Annotated in this window: 19 protein-coding genes and 1 pseudogene; 6 read left to right on the plus strand and 14 right to left on the minus strand. The window is 65.6% G+C overall.

Annotated features, from left to right (window positions below; translation table 11 throughout):
* Window positions 1–69: 69 nt before the first annotated feature.
* Window positions 70–306, plus strand: coding sequence for a hypothetical protein (locus JWS14_RS44755; RefSeq protein ID WP_197436345.1), 237 nt, complete (start codon window positions 70–72; stop codon window positions 304–306).
* Between the two features lie 59 nt (window positions 307–365).
* Here the strand turns inward: JWS14_RS44755 and JWS14_RS50805 are convergent.
* The 11 genes and pseudogenes from JWS14_RS50805 to JWS14_RS44805 all read right to left on the minus strand — a co-directional run.
* Window positions 366–762 (minus strand): annotated as a pseudogene (locus JWS14_RS50805) (site-specific integrase); the annotation flags it as partial.
* A 3-nt stretch (window positions 763–765) separates the two neighbouring features.
* The gene (locus JWS14_RS44760) at window positions 766–1020 is read right to left on the minus strand and encodes a MoaD/ThiS family protein (RefSeq protein WP_061045250.1); all 255 of its coding nucleotides are present in this window, start codon (window positions 1018–1020) and stop codon (window positions 766–768) included.
* Window positions 1013–2068: a GTP 3',8-cyclase MoaA gene (gene moaA / locus JWS14_RS44765; RefSeq protein ID WP_061045249.1), complete on the minus strand. Its 1056-nt coding sequence runs from the start codon at window positions 2066–2068 to the stop codon at window positions 1013–1015. Before moaA ends, JWS14_RS44760 begins: the two co-directional genes overlap by 8 nt.
* Complete coding sequence (locus tag JWS14_RS44770) at window positions 2065–2508, minus strand: molybdenum cofactor biosynthesis protein MoaE (protein WP_061700426.1); 444 nt, start codon at window positions 2506–2508, stop codon at window positions 2065–2067. Before JWS14_RS44770 ends, moaA begins: the two co-directional genes overlap by 4 nt.
* 14 nt (window positions 2509–2522) lie before the next feature.
* Entirely contained in the window at window positions 2523–3107 is a 585-nt protein-coding gene (locus JWS14_RS44775; protein ID WP_082764866.1) for a (2Fe-2S)-binding protein, read from the minus strand.
* The gene (locus JWS14_RS44780; RefSeq protein WP_061045247.1) at window positions 3107–3946 is read right to left on the minus strand and encodes an FAD binding domain-containing protein; all 840 of its coding nucleotides are present in this window, start codon (window positions 3944–3946) and stop codon (window positions 3107–3109) included. Before JWS14_RS44780 ends, JWS14_RS44775 begins: the two co-directional genes overlap by 1 nt.
* Window positions 3947–3956: 10 nt before the next feature.
* Window positions 3957–4685 (minus strand): enoyl-CoA hydratase, encoded by a 729-nt coding sequence (locus tag JWS14_RS44785; protein WP_206016684.1) that lies wholly within the window; start codon window positions 4683–4685, stop codon window positions 3957–3959.
* Window positions 4682–7027, minus strand: a complete 2346-nt coding sequence (locus tag JWS14_RS44790) for a xanthine dehydrogenase family protein molybdopterin-binding subunit (protein WP_206016685.1) — start codon at window positions 7025–7027, stop codon at window positions 4682–4684. The genes JWS14_RS44785 and JWS14_RS44790 overlap by 4 nt, the downstream gene beginning before the upstream one ends.
* The gene (locus JWS14_RS44795; protein ID WP_206016686.1) at window positions 7024–7791 is read right to left on the minus strand and encodes an SDR family NAD(P)-dependent oxidoreductase; all 768 of its coding nucleotides are present in this window, start codon (window positions 7789–7791) and stop codon (window positions 7024–7026) included. The genes JWS14_RS44790 and JWS14_RS44795 overlap by 4 nt, the downstream gene beginning before the upstream one ends.
* Window positions 7792–7794: 3 nt before the next feature.
* Entirely contained in the window at window positions 7795–8601 is an 807-nt protein-coding gene (locus tag JWS14_RS44800; RefSeq protein WP_206016687.1) for an MBL fold metallo-hydrolase, read from the minus strand.
* On the minus strand, window positions 8598–9401 hold the full coding sequence (locus tag JWS14_RS44805) for an SRPBCC family protein (protein WP_241031804.1): 804 nt from the start codon (window positions 9399–9401) through the stop codon (window positions 8598–8600). Before JWS14_RS44805 ends, JWS14_RS44800 begins: the two co-directional genes overlap by 4 nt.
* Before the next feature lie 200 nt (window positions 9402–9601).
* On the opposite strand from JWS14_RS44805, the gene JWS14_RS44810 reads away from it, so the two are divergent.
* On the plus strand, window positions 9602–10060 hold the full coding sequence (locus tag JWS14_RS44810) for an acyl-CoA thioesterase (RefSeq protein ID WP_061700431.1): 459 nt from the start codon (window positions 9602–9604) through the stop codon (window positions 10058–10060).
* Window positions 10061–10125: 65 nt separating this feature from the next.
* Here the strand turns inward: JWS14_RS44810 and JWS14_RS44815 are convergent, their stop codons facing one another.
* Window positions 10126–11673 carry a solute symporter family protein gene (locus JWS14_RS44815; RefSeq protein WP_206016688.1) on the minus strand — a complete coding sequence of 516 codons (1548 nt, stop codon included), beginning with the start codon at window positions 11671–11673 and terminating at the stop codon, window positions 10126–10128.
* Window positions 11670–12041, minus strand: coding sequence for a DUF485 domain-containing protein (locus tag JWS14_RS44820; protein ID WP_061700421.1), 372 nt, complete (start codon window positions 12039–12041; stop codon window positions 11670–11672). Before JWS14_RS44820 ends, JWS14_RS44815 begins: the two co-directional genes overlap by 4 nt.
* Before the next feature lie 263 nt (window positions 12042–12304).
* Between JWS14_RS44820 and JWS14_RS44825 the strand changes: the two genes are divergently transcribed.
* From JWS14_RS44825 to JWS14_RS44835, 3 genes are all read left to right on the plus strand, one after another.
* Window positions 12305–13885 carry a class I adenylate-forming enzyme family protein gene (locus tag JWS14_RS44825; RefSeq protein WP_206016689.1) on the plus strand — a complete coding sequence of 527 codons (1581 nt, stop codon included), beginning with the start codon at window positions 12305–12307 and terminating at the stop codon, window positions 13883–13885.
* 86 nt (window positions 13886–13971) lie between these two features.
* The gene (locus tag JWS14_RS44830; protein WP_206016690.1) at window positions 13972–15084 is read left to right on the plus strand and encodes an alcohol dehydrogenase catalytic domain-containing protein; all 1113 of its coding nucleotides are present in this window, start codon (window positions 13972–13974) and stop codon (window positions 15082–15084) included.
* On the plus strand, window positions 15074–16570 hold the full coding sequence (locus tag JWS14_RS44835) for an NAD-dependent succinate-semialdehyde dehydrogenase (protein ID WP_206016691.1): 1497 nt from the start codon (window positions 15074–15076) through the stop codon (window positions 16568–16570). Before JWS14_RS44830 ends, JWS14_RS44835 begins: the two co-directional genes overlap by 11 nt.
* Window positions 16571–16610: 40 nt before the next feature.
* On the opposite strand, the gene JWS14_RS44840 is transcribed toward JWS14_RS44835, so the two are convergent.
* Window positions 16611–17267: a TetR/AcrR family transcriptional regulator gene (locus JWS14_RS44840; protein ID WP_206016692.1), complete on the minus strand. Its 657-nt coding sequence runs from the start codon at window positions 17265–17267 to the stop codon at window positions 16611–16613.
* Window positions 17268–17381: 114 nt separating this feature from the next.
* On the opposite strand from JWS14_RS44840, the gene JWS14_RS44845 reads away from it, so the two are divergent.
* Window positions 17382–18503: an XdhC family protein gene (locus JWS14_RS44845; RefSeq protein WP_206016693.1), complete on the plus strand. Its 1122-nt coding sequence runs from the start codon at window positions 17382–17384 to the stop codon at window positions 18501–18503.
* The last annotated feature ends 43 nt before the right edge of the window (window positions 18504–18546 follow it).

Raw genomic sequence — 18546 nt, forward strand, 5'->3', positions numbered from 1 at the left:
CGACGCGGTCTACTCGGCCGCGACGGTCCACGCATTCCGTTGAGCGATGCGCTACGTCTTGGGGTGAAGATGGCCGGCGCCGTGGAGTCGGCGCACCGGCTCGGCATCCTGCACCGCGACGTCAAGCCCGCGAACAAGGGATCCTCGGTGGCCCTGCTCGGCCGAAACGGCGCTCTCGGTGCCACCCTGTTCAGTGGCGCGATGCCGAAGTCGGCCAGCTCGGGCTCGCCGTACTCGGTGATGAGGAATTGCGACAACTTCAGCAACACCACGGCTTCGCGGTCGACGAGATGGCCCTCCGCGTAGAGCCCGGTGGTGGGGTCACTGACCGTGGACCGGTGTCGCGTTCGCGCATGCCCGTGCTCGTCGTAGCCGGTGGCCTGGGCGCGGCGGCGGATCGACGCATGCACCGACGCCCCGGACAACGCGGTGTCGGAGAGGTTGCCGTTCTTGGCGATCGCCCGGAACAACGGTGCCCGGGCTCGCATGCGCGGCAACGCCGCCCGGACACATGGTGTTCGAACGGCGTGGCGGTGCGCAGCAACCGGATCACCCCCAGTCGACCGGCGGTATCGTATGCGGCGACGACCTGCGCCCACCGCGCATACGCGCACGGCGGGCAGCTGTGATGGCTGGTGGTGAACGGCAACGCCCGCACCGTGCCGGTGCCTTCCTGGTCGGTCTTCGACCGCCGCAACCGCACATGCCGCCATCCAGCCGGTGCACGGTCACGTCCCCACAGTGCAAGGCGACGAGCTGCGCCGGCTATCCGCCGGCGAACGGTGGCAGTACATCCACGTTCCCTGAAATCGGGTGGGTCGGATCGCGGGTGAGTTCTCCCCCGACGAGAAAGGCCGATACCGACAGTAGTTGGGCGATTCTTTGGCCGTACTCCTGCAGAAGTTGCTCGTGCAGATCGCCGAGTGATGGTGTACCAGTGAAAATGATCGTTTCTTCGGCTCGCCCGATGATGTCCGCAGCGGCGGCGAAATAACGGATGAGTACTTGATTATCAGCCACCGATCGCTCCCATACTTCTCACGGGTGGTGAGAATCCGTCGTTTCCGATTTCATGTCCGAACGGTTTGCGCCACATCGCATCACGCCAGGACTGTGCGAGTTCTTCGTCGCTGGCACCAGCACGCAGGGCGGATCGCAGGTCGGTCTCGATGTCACTGAACAGGCAGGGGCGAATCGTGCCTTCCGCGGTTAGTCTCGTGCGATCGCAGTCTGCGCAGAATGTGCGCGTGACCGAGGCGATGGTGCCGACCCGAGCTGGGCCGCCGTCGACAGCCCACTCCTCCGCCGGGGCAGAGGGATCGATCCGGCCATGAGGGGTCAACCGGAAGCGCTGCCGTAGGACACTGAGGAGGTCTTCCGCGGTGACCGCGTTGGTGCGGTTCCAGGTGCGGTCCGCGTCGAGCGGCATCTGCTCGATGAAGCGTAGGTGCACGTTCTCGTTCAGGCACCACTGCAGTAGTTCCTCCGCTGTGGCGAGGGTGTCGGCGTTGAGTACCGCGTTGACTTTTACTGGCGTGAAGCCGTGGAGTCGGGCTGCCCGGATGCCGGCTAGGACGGATGGCAGGCGGTCCCGTCGGGTGAGTTTGACGAATACATCGCGGTCGATTGTGTCCAGCGAGATGTTCACTCGATCGAGTCCGGCGTTGGCGAGGCCTTCTGCGCGTCTGTCGAGTCCGATCGCGTTCGTTGTCATCGCCAGTGGAAGTTTCGGATGCAATTTGCGGCAACCCGCGATGATCTTCTCGAGATCGCGGCGTACGAGTGGTTCACCGCCGGTGAATCGCACTTCTCGTATCCCGAGGTGGCGCACCGCGATGTCGACGAGCCGAACGATCTCCGATGCAGTCAGCAAAGCATGCGACTCGATCGGGGGTAATCCCTCTTCGGGCATGCAGTAGGTGCATCGCAACGTACACTTCTCGGTTATCGAAACCCTGAGGTCGCGTGCGACTCGGCCGAATTCGTCGATCAGATCGGGGTTCGGTGGACGTCCGGATTGAGCACGATGACTGCGAATCGTTGGGAAACCCAGGCCGACCGATGTCACTTGGCCGGCGCTTCGAGGTTGGTAGCCGGTGCCCCGACCCACTCGATGGTGCCATCGGCGAAGGTTTGGTGTTTCCAGATCGGTACGCAGACCTTGATCCGATCGACTAGCAGCGTGGAGACGGTGAAGGCGTCGGCTCGGTGCGGAGCGGCGACGGCTGTCACCAAGGCAAGATCACCCACACGTAGTGTGCCGACACGGTGTACCGCGGCGACGGAGAGACCGAACTGCTGTGCGACACCTTCGCAGCAGTCGCGTAGAAATCGTGCGGCGTCGGGGTGAAATCGGTACTCGAGGCCGGTAACTATCTGGCCGTTGTCGAGGTTTCGCACGACGCCGGAGAACAGGACCGTGGCGCCGTTCGCCGGGCCGGCGACCGCGGCGTTGACCGCGACGGGATCGATCGGTTCCGTGGTGATGCGGGCGAGTACTTCGGTCATGCCGTTTCTCCTCGTCATCCTGGGAAGGAGGGCTCTGGGCCGGAGGCGACTTCCGCCTGGGTCCCGGAGGTGCGCTGTGTTGAGGAGTTTTCGTGCTCGTGGACAGGGCATTCGTGGGCGGGCTCGGTGCCGATGCGGTTGATCTCGGCGGCCGCTTCTTCGACGGCGTCGACGATTCCGACGTATCCGGTGCATCGGCAGATGTTGCCCGACATTTCTTCGCGGATCCGCTCCCGGGTGGGCTCGACTTCCCGGTGTAGGAGGTCGAGTGCTGACATGAGCATTCCGGGGGTGCAGAACCCGCACTGCAACCCGTGTCGGTCGCAGAAGGCCCGTTGCAAGGGGTGCAGGGTGCCGTCGTCGGCGGCCATCCCTTCGACGGTGGTGATCGACGATCCATCGGCTTGGACGGCGAACATCAGGCATGCTCGCACGGGCCCGCCGTCGACCAGGATGGTGCAGGCTCCGCAGACGCCGTGCTCGCATCCGAGGTGGGTGCCGGTGAGCCCGAGATCTTCGCGCAGTGCATCTGCGAGGGTCTTGCGGGGCTCGATGTCGATGGTGGCGCGTTCTCCGTTGACGGTGAGTTCGATTCGCATCAGTGGACTCCTGCCTTGTTTCCTATCGCTTGGTTCAGTGCGCGGAGTGTGAACTCCTCGGTCATTGCGACTCGGTAGTCGGCTGATGCGTGAAGATCTGACGCTGCCGTGATTGCGGTCGCAGCGAGGCGTGCGGCTTCGGCGATCTTCTCGTCGGTCATCGGCCCGTCCGCGAGAATTTCTTCGGCGGCGTGAGGGCGTATGGGTATGGCGCCGACACCGCCGATCGAAATCCGCACAGTTCCGGCCACCTCGGCTACGGCGACGGTGACGAGACCGAAGTCGCCGTGTCGGCGAGCGAATTCCGCGAAACCGGCCCGATCCGGGATCGGGAAATCCACTGCGGTGACGATCTCGTTCTCGTCCAGACAGGTCTCGAGGGGGCCGACGAAGAGATCGTCAGCAGGTACCGTGCGGGTACCGCCGGGCCCGTGGACGTGTACGAGCGCGCCCAACGCAGTCGCTACGACGGGGAGTTCCGCGGAGGGGTCGGCGTGGGCGATGCTGCCTCCGGTGGTTCCCCGGGTGCGGATGGCGCTGTGGCCGATCCACTTCGCTGCCTCCGACAGCAGGGGCAGGTGGGTCTGCTCGATCAGCATGGAGTGACGGACCAGTGCACCTACTCGCACGGTGGTGTCGTCGATCTTCTCGATCGCGTCAAGTCCGGGCACTCGGTTGATGTCGACCAGGATCGTCGGACGCCCGAGGCGCATCGCCAGCACCGGCACGAGGCTCTGTCCGCCGGCGATAACCTTGCCGTCGCCGTCTGCGGATTCGAGGGTCTTGACTGCCTCGGCGATGCTGGGGGGACGGCTGTAGTCGAATGGTGCAGCCTTCATGGGTGCATCCTCACTTTCCCACGAATTTCGGCAGACGGTTCTCGGCTCGGGCGAGTTGGCTCTCGGCGAAGTCCGCGCTCGCCCAGCACTGATCGAACTCGGCGTCGAGCCGGTCGTCCCAGGTGTCGGGTTCGGTCAGCGCCTGCAACGCGCGCTTGGAATACATCAGCGAGAGTGGGGCATAGGAGGCGATCTGCTGCGCGAGTGCCCGTGCGTCGTCAACGGTGCCGATGCGGTCCGCGAGACCACGGGCGAGGGCAGCGGTTGCGTCGAGGGTGTCGCAGGCGAGCAACACCGAGCGGGCGGTCGCTCCCCCGGCCAGTGTCGCGAGCCGGCGGATTGTCCACGGGTCGACGGCCAGTCCGTTGCGGGCCGTCGGGATCGCGAACTTCGCGCCGGGTGCAGCAATGCGCAGATCGCACGCGATGGCCAGTTGTGTGCCAGCGCCGATCGCGGGTCCGTTGACTGCAGCGATCACGGGAATCGGAGCCGAGGTGATCGCGTGCAGTGCGGTGTAGAGGGCGGTGCGGAAGCCGTCGCCGTAGACGCCGCTGAAGTCCGCACCGGCGCTGAACGCGCTCCCGGCACCGGTGATGAGCAGGACTCGCCGCCCCGCCGCGACGCACCCGCCGACCGCCGCGGTGAGATCGTGCAGATGAGCGATGTCGAGGGCGTTGCGCTTATCGTGGCGATCGAGGGTGATCTCTGCGATGTCGCCGTGCTCGGTGAGGGTGATCATCGCAGTGCCTCCCACAGGGTGGCCGGTGTGATCGGTAGGTGATGGATCTCAATCCCGAGCGCGTTGTGCACAGCGCCGGCGAGCACGGCGTTGGGCCCGAGCGTGCCGCCCTCGCCGACGCCGCGGACCCCGAGAGGGTTGTCCGCCGGCACGGAGATGTGCTCGATGATCATCTCCGGTACCTCGTGGCTGGTCGGCATCAGGTAGTCCATCAGGGTGCCGGTCGACAGGTTGCCGGCGTCGTCGTAGACGAGGTGTTCGTACATGGCGCCGCCGATGCCCTGCGCGATGGACCCGACGATCTGCCCCTCGACGACCATCGGGTTGATCACCCGGCCGGCGTCCTCGGTGCAGACCCATTTGAGGATTGTCAGGTCGCCGGTCTTGCGGTCGATCTCGATGGTGGCCGCCTGGGCGCCCGCGGCGAAGGCGCCGCGGATCGGGTCGAAGAATCGGGTGGCCTGAAGGCCGGGTTCGATTCCTTCGGGGAGTTTGTTCGACTCCAGGTAAGCGATTCGTGCCAGCTCGGCGAGGGTGGCCAGGGGTTTGGTGTCGTCCGGGCCCCAGATTTCGCCGTCCCTGCAGTCGAGATCCGCCTCGTCGACTTCGTGGAGGGCGGCGGCGAGTGTGAGCACCTTGGCTTTGACTGCCTCCCCGGTTCGGTGCGCGGCACCGCCACCGATGACCGCCTGACGTGAGGAGAAGGCGCCGAATCCCCACAGGGATTCGTTGGTGTCACCGATCCGCACGTTGACATCGTCGTAGGGGACGCCGACCGCGTCGGCGACGATCTGCGCGATGGTGGTCTCCGAGCCTTGCCCTTGCGTGGTCACCCCGCTGAGCACGGTCACCTTGCCGTCGGGGTCGACGCGCACGGTGCACGCGTCGTGGCCGGTGCGAAACGGCATCCGCGGGCCGGCCGCCGCGGCACGGCCGAGGCCGGTGAGTTCGTTGTAGCAGGCGAATCCGATGCCGATCGGGTTCTCACCTGTCTGTCGCCGGCGTTGCTGTTCGGCGAGGAATTCCTCGTAGCCGATCGCGTTGACGCACTTGTCCAGACATGCCCCGTACCAGCCGGAGTCGTCGACGAGCCGGCTCGGCATGCGGTACGGGATCTCCTCCGGGGTGACGAGGTTCTTCCGTCTGATCTCGAGGTCGGTCATGCCCAATTCGTCGGCGGCCGCGGTCAGCAAACATTCCATCGCGAACACCGTTGCGGGCCGGGCCACACCCCGGTACGGGCCCGCGTAGGAGGTGTTGGTGGTGACACCGCGGGTCACGCAACGGTAGTTGTCGAGCCGGTACGGTCCGGACAGCAGACCACCGGCCATGAGCGGTTCGATACCCGCGGTCCACGGATATACCGAGTAGGCGCCGACGTTGCAGGTGACGTCCGCGTCGAGGGCGAGCAGCGTTCCGTCCTCCGCGAAACCAGCTTTGACGAGGTACCGGTGGTCGCGGGCGTGAGCGGCAGCCTGCAGATGCTCGGCCCGGTCCTCCACCCACTTGAGCGGATATCCCCGCATTTCGCGGGCCATCACGCATAACGCCAGATCTTCCGGGTAGAGCACGGCCTTGGTGCCGAACCCGCCGCCGACGTCGGGGGCGATGACACGCACATTGGACTCGGCCAGGCCGAGCAGTTCGGCGAGCATGTTCCGCACCAGATGCGGAATCTGTGTTCCCGACCAGAAGGTGAGCTTGTCGTCGACCGGATCCCACAAGGCCACTCCCGCACGGCATTCCATCGGGTTTCCGGCATGCCGGTTCGTGGTGAGTTCGCGTTCGACGACGACATGCGACCGCGCGAACGCGGCCTCGACGTCCCCGGCATCGAACTTCCGCTCGAGCAGGACATTGTCGGGTGCCTCAACATGGACCGGCACCACGGGCGGTTTCCAGGCCACCACCGTGGCGGGTAGCTGGTCGTAGTCGATGTCGATCCGTTCGATCGCATCCTCCGCGACGTAGCGGCTTTCCGCGACGACCGCTGCCACCGCCTCACCGGCGAATCGAGCCTTCTGCCACGCGAGGATCGGTTGCGCGGTCTCGACGTAGGACGGGAGCGCGGACTGCGCGCGCAGCGCGATCGACCGAAATGCGGACATTCCGCCGGCGAACGCGCCGTACACGCCCGGCACGGCCTGCGCCGCGGTGACGTCGACGTGGGTGATGGTGGCGTGACCGTAGGGGCTGCGGAGGAAGGCCACGTGCCTCATCCGCGGCAGGTCGAGGTCGGAGACGTATCGGCCGTGGCCGGTGATCAGCCGGGCGTCTTCCTTGCGGCGGACTGACCGGCCGACCGCACCGGTGACGGGTGCTGCAGCGTGATCGTGTGTCATGGCATCGAGTACCCACCATTGACGGACACGATCTGGCCGGTGGTCCAGGACGATTTCGGCGAGGACAGCAGCAAGATCGTCGGAGTGACGTCGTCGGGAGTGCCGAAGCGGCGCAGCGGATATGCCGAGAGGATGCGCTTCATCTTGGCGTCGTCGGCGTTGCCGGTGTGGGCGTCGAGGCTGCCGGTCTGCACGAGTGCGATCGAAACGGCGTTCGCGCGGATCTTGTGGCGTGCGAGTTCCTTTGCCAGGGACTTCGTCAGCCCGACCGTGGTCGCCCTGGTGGTTGCGGTGACGAGGAGTCGGGATTCGCCCACGCGGCCGGAGTCGCCCATCAGGTTGACGATCGAGCCCTCGACGTTGCAGTCGACCATCTGCTGGGCCACGGCCTGGGTGACGCGCAGCGTGCCGGTTACGGTGATCTCGACTTGGGGAGCCCAGTCTTCCTCTGTGGTTTCCAGGAACGGCTTGCTCTGGGTGACGGCGGAGTTGTTGATCAGGATGTCGATCGGTCCGAGTTCGGACTTGACGGCGTCGACCGCCGCTTTCACCGCGGCCCCGTCCGCGAGGTCGGCGCCCACGGCGATGGCACGGACGCCGAGAGCGGCGGCTTCCTTCGCGGCTTCCTCGGCGCCGTGGGCCGAGGAGTTGAAATGGAAGGCCACATTGGCACCCTCGGCCGCATAGGCCATACCGATCGCGCGGCCGAGGCCCTTGCCTGCTCCGGTGACGAGGACGGTCTTGTCTGCCAGATCGAGGTTCATATGTCAGTTCTCCTTGGTGTAGACCCAGCGCGTCGCACCGTCAGTGGTGGTCAGTCGTCCGGCTTGCATGCCGGGGAAATGGGCGGCGAGGATGTCGGTGTCGGTGTCGGTGAATTCTCGGACGAAATCGGCGCGGACGGTGGCGGCCGCGACGGAGTCGAAGTCGAAGGCGAAATGCCAGTGCGATTCGATGAGTTCGACTGGGGTGTGGGCGAGGTCGCCGATCAGCGCGGCACGCTGCCCCTCGCTGGAGACGATGAAGGTGGTCGATCCCGGGGTGTGGCCGGGGGTGTGCCGGGCATCCAGTCCGGGAGCGAGGGTCTGGTCACCGGCGAAGAGTTCGAGCCGGCTTTCGAGCGGCTTGAGCTTGCGCACTGCGCCCGGTTCGGCGCCGGGGCTTTCGACGAAGTGCTCCCAGTCGAGTTTGTGTACGCGGTACGTGGCGTTCTCGAAGACGACGGCGCCCTTCTTGGTGGCCCATCCGACGTGGTCGAAGTGCAGGTGCGTGAAGACCACATCGGTGATGTCGGCCGGATCCAGCCCGTGGGACTTCAGGCTTTCGAGGAATTGTCCGCCGCGGTACTTGCCGTTGTCGATCGTCCCGACACCGGCGTCGACGAGAATGTTGCGATCACCGGTACGGATCAGATAGCCGCCGACGGAGAGTTCGAGGTTTCCCTCGGCAGTGAGCAGTTCCGTGTGATCGTCCCAAGGGTCTCCCGGGATCTCCGGCCGGAACAGGACCTCACGGGGGTCCTCGTGGCCGGCGCCGTCGACGAGGGACTCCAGAAGCAGCGAACCTATCTTCATCGGATCTCCTCGGCGGTGGCGGCGTAGGGAGCGAAGACCCGGTCGGCATCGACGAACGGCCGCTCCGGACGCGCGCCGGTGGGAAAGACGAGATTGATCGCCAACGGCAGGCCGATACCCGCCGACGGATAACCGCTACCGAACGCGGCCGGTGAGAAGGCGGCCGGTGCGGGTCCACGCCCCTTTCGGGTGAGGAGCACGATCAGCGCGATCACCGCTGCCAGCACACCGGCGCCGGGCAACGCGTACTTCATCACGGTGCCGCTCATGCTGCCCATGACATCGAGCGGTTCGACCTCGTCGATGGTCTTGGGACGCTGCGATGCGCCGGTGGAGCCGTTCGCTGCGCCACCCACAATTTCGGCCTCGAGGTTCTTCGCGAACTGCCCGAGAATCTTGTTCGATACGTCGGCGATGACACCGCGCCCGAAACTGGCCGCACGCCCGGAGAGCGCAAGATCGGTGAGCACGTGAACGGTGGTGCCCGAGCCCTGTTCCGACAGGGTGGCCGTGATGGTGGCCTTGGCGCCGCCTTGGCCACCCACATCCTTTCCCTCGGCCGCGATGACGGCCCGGTAGCTGGCGGGGTCCTTCTCGACGAAACGGCCGGCGCCCTTGTACTGGGCCGAGACCGGGCCGACCTTGATTTTGACGGCGCCTTCGAACTCGTCGCCATCGAGGCTCAGGACCGCAGCACCGGGCAGGCAGGGGATCACCCGTCCGAGATCGAGGAGGGCATCCCAGGTCTTGGCCACGGGAAGGTCCACGGAGAAGGTGTTGGTGAGTTCCACAAGAACCATCCTAACTAATAATCGTTAGTATTGAGAGTACGGAGCGTGTCGAACCGTGTCAATCCTGACCGGAACCCCGCGTCCGGCGTTGCGTCGACCGAACCAGGAAGGCACGATTGCTGTTCAATCATTCTTTGTTGCAAACACTTTGATTCATCCCCCACCCTCGTCCGCAACTCGCGGGGACCGAAATGACAGGAGAAATGAAGATGAGCGCTGAAGCGGTCGATGTACGCGAAAGTCCTACCGTGGCAGACTTCACGGTGCGCCGCGCGGCCACCACACGGTGGTCCGACAACGACATGTACGGCCACCTGAACAATGCCGTGTACTACCAGCTCTTCGATGCAGCGATCAACGGCTGGATCATCGAGCACTCCGGACTCGACCCGGTCGCCGCCCCATCCGTGGGCGTCGTCGCCGAGTCCGGATGCCGATACTTCGAGCAGGTGCAGTTCCCGCAAGCCCTCGAGGTGGGAATCCGTGTCGCCAGGCTGGGCCGCACCAGCGTCACCTATGACCTCGGACTCTTTCCGGCCGGGCTGCCCGAGACGGCGGCGGTCGCCGCGCGGGGCCGGTGGGTGCACGTCTATGTCGACCGTGACACCCGGCGCCCGGTGCCGATCCCGGACGAGTTGCGGCGACTGTTCGAATCGGCCACCGGATAACCGCGGCGATCCCAGGTCGGGAAGGTTCGTGGCTACGGCAATCGCCGCAGCCACGAATCCTTGACCTAGGATTCTTCCGCGCCGAGCCCGACCTGAGAGCGCACCCGCAGTTCGGTGAAGGCATTGCCCTGCCGGGGGTCGGGCTTGCCGATCATGGTCCCGATCCAGCAGCCCAGGAATCCGACAGGAATCGACACCAGCACCGGGAAGGTCAGCGGGAAGGGGGCATTCTCCGCGCCGCCCGGCCACACCTGAGGGCCGAGGATGATCAGGACGACGGAGGTGACCAGGCCTGCTCCGATTCCGGTCACCGCGCCGAGAGTGTTGAAACGTTTCCAACCCAGACTCAGCGCAAGCGCCGGGAAGTTCGCGCTCGCCGCGATCGACAACGCCAAACCGACGAGCAGCGCGACATTGATTCCCGATCCGAGCAGCAGAGTCAACGCAATCGCCACTACTCCGACCCCGGCGGCGGCGATTCTGGCGACGACTGCACCTTCGCGTTCGGTCGCAGTCCGCCGCTTGACGACGTTAAACCACAGGTCGTGAGACAGCGCGCCCGATGCCGACAACACCAACCCCGCCACCACCGCGAGAATGGTGGCGAACGCGACGGCACTGACCAACGCGATGAAGACGTCACCGCCGAAGCTACCCTCGCCGCCACCGAGGTACTGCGCGAGCAGCGGAGCGGTCAGATTCCCTCCCGCAGTGGCTTTTTCCGATACGGCGGGCAGAATTGCGCGAGCGCCGTACCCGATGATCGAGGTCATCACGAAGAAGACACCGATGATCCCGACGGCCCATCCCACCGAACGTCGCGCGGCGCGTGCATCGGGAACGGTGAAGAACCGGATCAGGATGTGCGGTAGAGCGGCCGTGCCGATGGCGTAGGCCACCGCCGAGGACAGGGTGTTGAGCGGGTTCGCGCTCGATCCGCCCGGGGCAAGGTAAGCATCGCCGTTGGGATGGTTGTCGGCCGCTGCCTCGAACATGCTCAGGGGGTTGAAGTTGAACTTCCACAGGACACCGATGCACATGGCGCCGCCGACGATCAGCAGCAGCGCGGCCTTGATGATCTGGACCCAGGTGGTCGCGAGCATGCCCCCGAAGACGACATAGAACAGCATCGCGATGCCCGTGATGATCACCGCGGGGGTGAAGTTCATCCCGGTGAGAGCCCGGATCAGCACGCCGGCACCGACGAGTTGCGCGATGAGGTAGAAGACGACCACCACCAGCGTGGCCAGCGAGGTGGCGGCCCGCACGGGGCGCTTGCTGAAGCGGAACGAGAGCACGTCGGCGATGGTGTACTCGCCGGCATTGCGCATCTTTTCCGCGAAGAGCAGCAGAATCAGCAAGAAGGCGAAGATCGCGGCCGTGGCCAGCACCCACCCGTCGAACCCGGTGAGAAAGATCAAACCGGTGAAGCCGAGGAAGGTGGCCGCCGACATCAGGTCCCCGGAGATCGCGAATCCGTTCTGGACCCCGGTAACGCTGCGCCCGGCAGCGTAGAAGTCCGACTGGGTGCTCGTACGACGAGCAGCCCAGAACGTCACGATGACAGTGATGGCGAGCACTGCGGCGAAGAAGATCAATCGCGTGAGGTTCATGCGGAGCCTCCCGGCATCGAGTGATCCGAGATCGTTTCCAGTGCTTGCTTTTCGAGGGGAACGAACACGCGTGTCGAGGCACGGAGGTACGCCGCGGTGACAATCCATACCAGCGCAAACTGCGACAGACCGAGCAGATAAGCGACGGTGACGCCGGGCGCGACGAGATGTCCCATGAAGTCGTGGGCGTAGGCAGTCAGCATGAGGAACGCACCGAACCACAGGCTCGCGCCGGCGAGGGCCAGGCGGACGAATCGGGACCGGCGTTCGATCAGTTCCGCGAAATAGGTTGACGATGCGACCTTTTGGATGTCCGGGTCGATGGGCGCGTTGAGGGTACGCCCGACCGTGAAGTGATCTACTTCCATGATTTCCTCTCGAACTGACCGCCGAGGTGGCGTCGTCACATGAGCTAACTAATATGCGTTAGTATGTAGTTGTGATCGCGCTCACGTCAAGACGTCCAGCAGGAGGCTGGCGACAATTCGGCCAGCCCGCAGCAGCGTTACAACAGGAAGTCCCGAAGAGAGGCCCGGCCGCTCGTGCGACCGAGACCCTCCCCGACCCCTTCCCGGCCAACACCCGGACGGCTACACTAACTAACAATCATTAGTCTTCTCATGGAGGTATTGTGCTGCACACCGACGTGATCGTGCCCATCCCCCAACTACTGGGCAAGCACGCCGCCGAACGGCCGGATCAGGTCGCTTTCCGCGACCCGAACAAAGCGGTGACGTACGCGGAGCTCGAGTCTCGGACTGCGCGCCTTGCCGGTCACCTCCGCGACCTCGGCCTGAACTCCGGCGACCGGCTCCTGATGTATCTGGACAACTGCGTCGAAGTGGCGGAGGGATACCTGGTCGCCCCCCGGGCCGACATCGTCACCGTCTGCGCCAATCCGGGCGGGACGAGACACGAATTCGTCCACATCCTCGCCGACTCCGGCGCCACCGCCGTTCTCACCGACATGGCTCATCTGCCGACCGTCGTCGCGCTGATCGACGACGGCGGAACGGACCTCGCACACGTGAAGTTCGTCGTGGTCACCGGAGCACCCACCGATGTCGGACATTCGGGCAGGGTGAAGGTGGTCTTCTATGACGACCTGGTCGCGGCGACCCCCTCCGGCAGCGCACCCGATTCCACTGATCTCGATGCCTGGTGCTGGATGCTCTACACCTCGGGCACCACCGGCCGGCCGAAAGGGGTGCACCTCACCCAGCGCAGCTGCCTGTGGGTGGTGGGCGCGTGCTGGGTGCCGATCGCCGGCCTGAGCAGTTCCGACGTGGTGCTCTCCGCGCTTCCGCTGTTCCACTCCTATGCCCTGGTGCTGTGTGTACTGGGAGTCGCCGCGACCGGGGCCACCGAGCACCTCCTGCCGAAGTTCTCCCCCACCCAGGTACTGCACGCTCTGTCCGAAGACGGCGTCACGTTCCTGCCTGGGGTGCCGACGATGTTCCGGTACCTGATGGACTCGGCGACCGACACCCGCCTCGCTGCGCCCTCACTGCGCCTGTGCGTGTCCGCCGGCGCCCTGATGGCAACAGCGCTCAACGAAGCGTTCGAAGAATTCGCCGACGTGCCGTTACTGGACGGATACGGCATCACCGAAACCTCCACGATGGTGACGATGAACTCGCCGACCGGCGGCCGGATTCCCGGCTCGTGCGGTCTGCCGCTGCCCGGACTAACCGTCCGCCTGATCGACCCCGCGACCGGAACGGACGCCGCTCCCGGCGATGAGGGGGAGCTATGGGTCCAGGGCCCCAACGTGATGCGGGGCTACCACAACCTGCCTGAGGCAACCACAGAGGTACTGACCCATGGTTGGTACCGAACCGGGGATCTAGCCCGACGGGACGAGAACGGGTTCATCCGCATCAGCGGGCGCATCAAGGAGCTGATCATCCGCGGCGGTGAGAACATCTATCCCGCAGAGATCGAGGACGTCCTCATCGCATGCGAGAGCGTGACCGACGCGGCCGTCGTCGCAGCGCCACACGACGCGCTCGGAGAGGTCCCCATCGCGTTCGTGGTCGCCGCAGACGACAACGGCATCGATGAGGACGATCTGCGAAGCCGCTGCGCTGCGACGTTGTCCTACTTCAAAGTGCCGGCGGAATTCATTGCGGTGACTGCAATTCCACGTACCGGCTCGGGAAAGATCCAACGCCACCGGCTGCACCGACCCGAGTCAGCCGCCACCACGTAGTCCCCGCCCCCGCACCCGCGCACCCTGGTGTCCCGGGGTGGGGTCGCAGCCAGTGCTGTCAGACGCCGAAGAAGGGAAATATCACTATGAAGATTCGCGGAGCCGTTCTCGAGGCGAGCGGCCGTCCCCGGCCGTACACGGAATCGACACCCATTTCGATCGCCGAGCTCGAACTCGACCCGCCGGGACCCGGTGAGGTCCTCGTCCGGATCGAGGCGGCGGGAATTTGCCATTCCGACCTGTCGGTCGTCGACGGCAACCGGTCGCGACCGATCCCGATGCTGCTCGGTCACGAGGCGGCAGGCCGGGTCGAACAGCTCGGCGACGGCGTATCGGACCTGGCGGTCGGCCAGCGGGTAGTCATGGCGTTCCTGCCTCGCTGCAACGACTGCGCCGAATGCCGAACCGACGGCAAACTGCCCTGCAGTCCCGGCAGCGCGGCGAACACCGCCGGCACCCTCCTCGGTGGCGACATCCGCCTGCACCGCGACGGCACCGACGTCAAACACCACCTCGGCGTCTCCGGTTTCGCCACGCACGCCGTCGTCGACCAGCATTCGGTCGTACCCGTCGGGGACGACGTTCCACCCGAGATCGCCGCCGTACTCGGATGTGCCGTGCTGACCGGGGGCGGCGCGGTGATCAACGCAGGCCGCCCGGCGCCGGGGCAAGCCGTCATGGTCGTCGGGCTCGGCGGCGTCGGTATGGCAGCACTGATCACCGCGCTGTCCCTCGGTCAAGGTGAGGTGATCGGAGTCGACTCGAATCTTGACAAGCTCACCCAGGCAACGAAGTTGGGCGCCACCTCTACCTACACCCCCCAAGAAGTCACGGAACGGAACATTCAGGCCCCGATCGTCATCGAGGCAGCGGGGCACCCGCGCGCCTTCGAGACCGCCGTCGCGGCCACCGCTCCCGGCGGCACCACCGTCACCGTGGGGCTTCCGGCCCCGGACGCCCGGTCCTCGATCTCGCCGCTTGCTCTGGTGGCCGGCGCGCGGACCGTCATCGGCAGCTACCTCGGCTCCGCGGTACCGGCCCGCGATATCCCGGTGTACGCGCAGCTGTGGCGCGACGGAAAACTCCCGGTCGAGAAGCTGATCTCGTCCCGGATCGCACTGTCGGACATCAACTCCGCCATGGACCAACTCGCCGACGGCAACGCCATCCGGCAAGTCATCATCTTCGATGAGAAGTGAGGAAGCCTTGACCAGCACCCAGACAACCCAGCAGGCGGTACTCGAAGCGGTCCCGACCGGACTGTACATCGGCGGGCAGTGGCGCCCCTCCGACACGGCGAACACCTTCCCCGTGCACGACCCGGCGACCGGCCGAGAGCTCGCCGTCGTAGCCGACGCCACCATCGCCGACGGATCCGCCGCCCTCGACGCCGCGGCAACCGCCCAGAAGGCATGGGCACGAACAGCTCCCCGCGAGCGTGCCGAACTTCTGCGCTCGGCGTTCGACGCCGTCATCGCCCGATCCGACGACTTCGCGATGCTGATGACTTTAGAAATGGGCAAACCGCTCGCGGAGGCGCGGGGCGAGGTGACCTACGGCGCCGAGTTCCTTAGGTGGTTCTCCGAGGAGGCCGTCCGCGTGTCGGGCCGATACGCAGCGGCACCCGATGGCAAGACCCGGCTGCTGGTCCACAGACGGCCCGTGGGTCCCTGCCTGTTCATCACACCGTGGAACTTCCCGCTGGCCATGGCGACCCGCAAGATCGCCCCCGCGATCGCGGCCGGCTGCACCATGGTGGTCAAACCCGCCACACTGACGCCCCTGACCACGCTGTTGTTGGCGCAGGTGTTCGAGGAGGTCGGGTTGCCGGCCGGGGTGCTCAATGTCATCCCCACCTCGCGTGCCGGAGCGGTGACCGGCCCCCTCATCGCGGACCCCCGGCTGCGGAAGCTGTCGTTCACCGGATCGACCGAGGTCGGCCGGCGGCTACTTGCGGATTCGGCGCAGCAAGTTTTGCGCACCTCCATGGAACTCGGCGGCAACGCGCCGTTCCTCGTGTTCGCCGATGCCGACATCGACGCAGCCGTCGACGGTGCCATGATCGCCAAACTCCGGAACATGGGCGAAGCCTGCACCGCGGCGAATCGGTTCATCGTGCACGAAGCCGTCGCGGACGAGTTCGCGACCAAGCTCGCCGGCAAGATGGCGCGCCTGGTCGTCGGACCCGGTATCGAGGCGGACTCCGAACTCGGCCCACTGATCGACGAAGAGTCCCGGACGAAGGTTCATTCCCTGGTCGAGGACGCCGCCGCACACGGCGCCGCGATCGTCACCGGCGGTCAGCCCGTGCCGGGCGATGGCTACTTCTATTCCCCGACGGTGCTGACCGGAGTCACCGCGGATGCGCGCATCCTCCGCGAAGAAATCTTCGGACCCGTGGCCCCGATCACGACCTTCCGGGACGAAGAGCATGCCGTCGACATCGCCAACAACACCGAATACGGACTCGTCGCCTACGTCTACACCCGCGATACCGCGCGCACCCTCCGCATGAGCGAGGAACTCGAGACCGGGATGCTGGGGATCAACGTCGGCGTCGTGTCCAACCCTGCCGCACCGTTCGGCGGAGTCAAGCAATCGGGTCTCGGCCGCGAAGGCGGCTTCGAAGGAATCGACGAGTACCTCGATATCCGGTACGTCGGACTCGCAGACCCCTATGCCTGAACAGGTGCGACACCCGAAGCCGGTCGCCGCGACCGAGCCGTCAGCGCGCGGCGGCCGGCTTCCGTGCCCGGCCTCGGCGACTACCCGACGCCCGTTTGGCGCCCACCATGCTCAAGGCGTACTCGCTGTACTGCCGGGCCACGTCCTCCGCCGTCAGCTCACCGCCATCGTGAAACCAGCGGGCGATACTGACACACATCTCCCGAATCGCGAACGACGCCAGCTTCGGCGTCTCGACGACGAAGACACCCGCCTCCTCGCCGTCGATGATGATCTGCCGGAACGCACGCTCATGGTCCCGGCGAATCTGCTGCGCCGAGGTGCGCTCCGGCTCATCGAGGCTCGCGGAATCCTGATTGACCACCAACGCTTCCCGGGGATGGGTGGCATGATGCAACGCATACACCTCGGTGGCGACCCGCAGCCGCTCGACCGGATCGTCGACCTCGACGATCACCCGGTCGAAGTCCGCGACGACGCGGTCAAGGGTGCCCAGGACGATCTCACTCAACAGCGAACTCTTCGACTCCATGTGGTTGTACAGACTCGGCGTCCGAATGTTGAGCCGCTCCGCCACCTGCTTGAGCGACGTGCCGTGATATCCACGTTCAGCGAACAGCGTCAATGCGGCATCGAACACGTCCGCCCGCGTCACCGACGGTCCGGGGGCCGAACGCTTGTCGATGTAGTCAGTCATGATCCCCACCTTCTCAGCTTCCGAACCGAACGTGCGCCGCCGCATCAGGACAAACGTTCATTGTAACGAATGTTAATTAGCCTACCTCAGCAGGCCACCGAAAGAAGGTGCCACATGCGTGAAATCCTCGACCAACTCGTGAGCTGGAACCACGAGAACATCACCTACGCGGTCGCCACCGTGGTCCAGACATTCGGCAGCGCACCACTCGGCCCGGGCACCGCGATGGCCGTCTCCGAACACGGCGCTGTGGTCGGCAGCATTTCGGGCGGATGCATCGAAGCAGCCGTCGTCGACATCGCCCACGACGTCATCTCGACCGGTCAGCCGTCCTACCAGCGGTTCGGCGTGTCCGACGACGACGCCTTCGCCGTCGGACTGACATGCGGCGGCACCATCGAGGTCCTCATCAGCCCACAGACACCCGCGCTCGCACAGATGCTCGACAAAGTGCAACAATCCGTGGCCACACAGGCACCCGTCGCACTCGCCACCACACTCGACAGCACAAACGCGACGCACCTGCTCTTAGGTGACGTGCTCCACGGATCCACCGGCGACACCGACCTCGACCGCGCCATCGAGATCCGGATGGCCGGGATGCTGGACGCCGGATCCACCGGTATCGCCGAATGTAGCGCCGGGGACCACTGCCAGTCGGCCGTTCGCCTCTTCGTGAGCAGCTTCGCACCGCCTCCACGCATGATCGTGTTCGGAGCGATCGACTTCGCCCGCGCGGTGATTCAAGTGGGAAAGCTCATGGGTTACTTCGTGACACTCTGTGACGCTCGGCCGGTGTTTGCCACCCGCGCACGGTTCCCGGAGGCGGACGAGATAGTCATCGACTGGCCCCACCGATATCTGCAGTCCCAGCAGCTTGATGGGGGGTCGGCGCTGTGCGTCCTCACGCACGACGAGAAGTTCGACCTGCCGCTACTCGAGCGGGCGCTGCGACTCGAGGTGGGGTATGTGGGCGCGATGGGATCGCGCCGGACATGTCTGAACCGCGAACGGGACCTGCGACGGCTCGGTCTCGGTGACACCGAACTCGGCCGATTGCACGCGCCGATTGGACTCGACATCGGGGGCCGAACGCCCGCGGAAACCGCGATTTCCATTGCCGCGGAGATTATCGCCACTCGCGAAGGCCGGACGGGCAATCCGCTCCGTGAGAGTCAGTCACCAATCCATGCTCGCATCCGCGAAGCGATGCCAGCAGCCGCGCGCCACGTGTGAGAGCTCAACAACCCTTGTCCCCGGTGAGGGCCGAGTAAAGGTG

The organism is Rhodococcus koreensis, from assembly GCF_017068375.1.
In the GTDB taxonomy this organism is placed as follows: Bacteria; Actinomycetota; Actinomycetes; order Mycobacteriales; family Mycobacteriaceae; genus Rhodococcus_F; species Rhodococcus_F koreensis.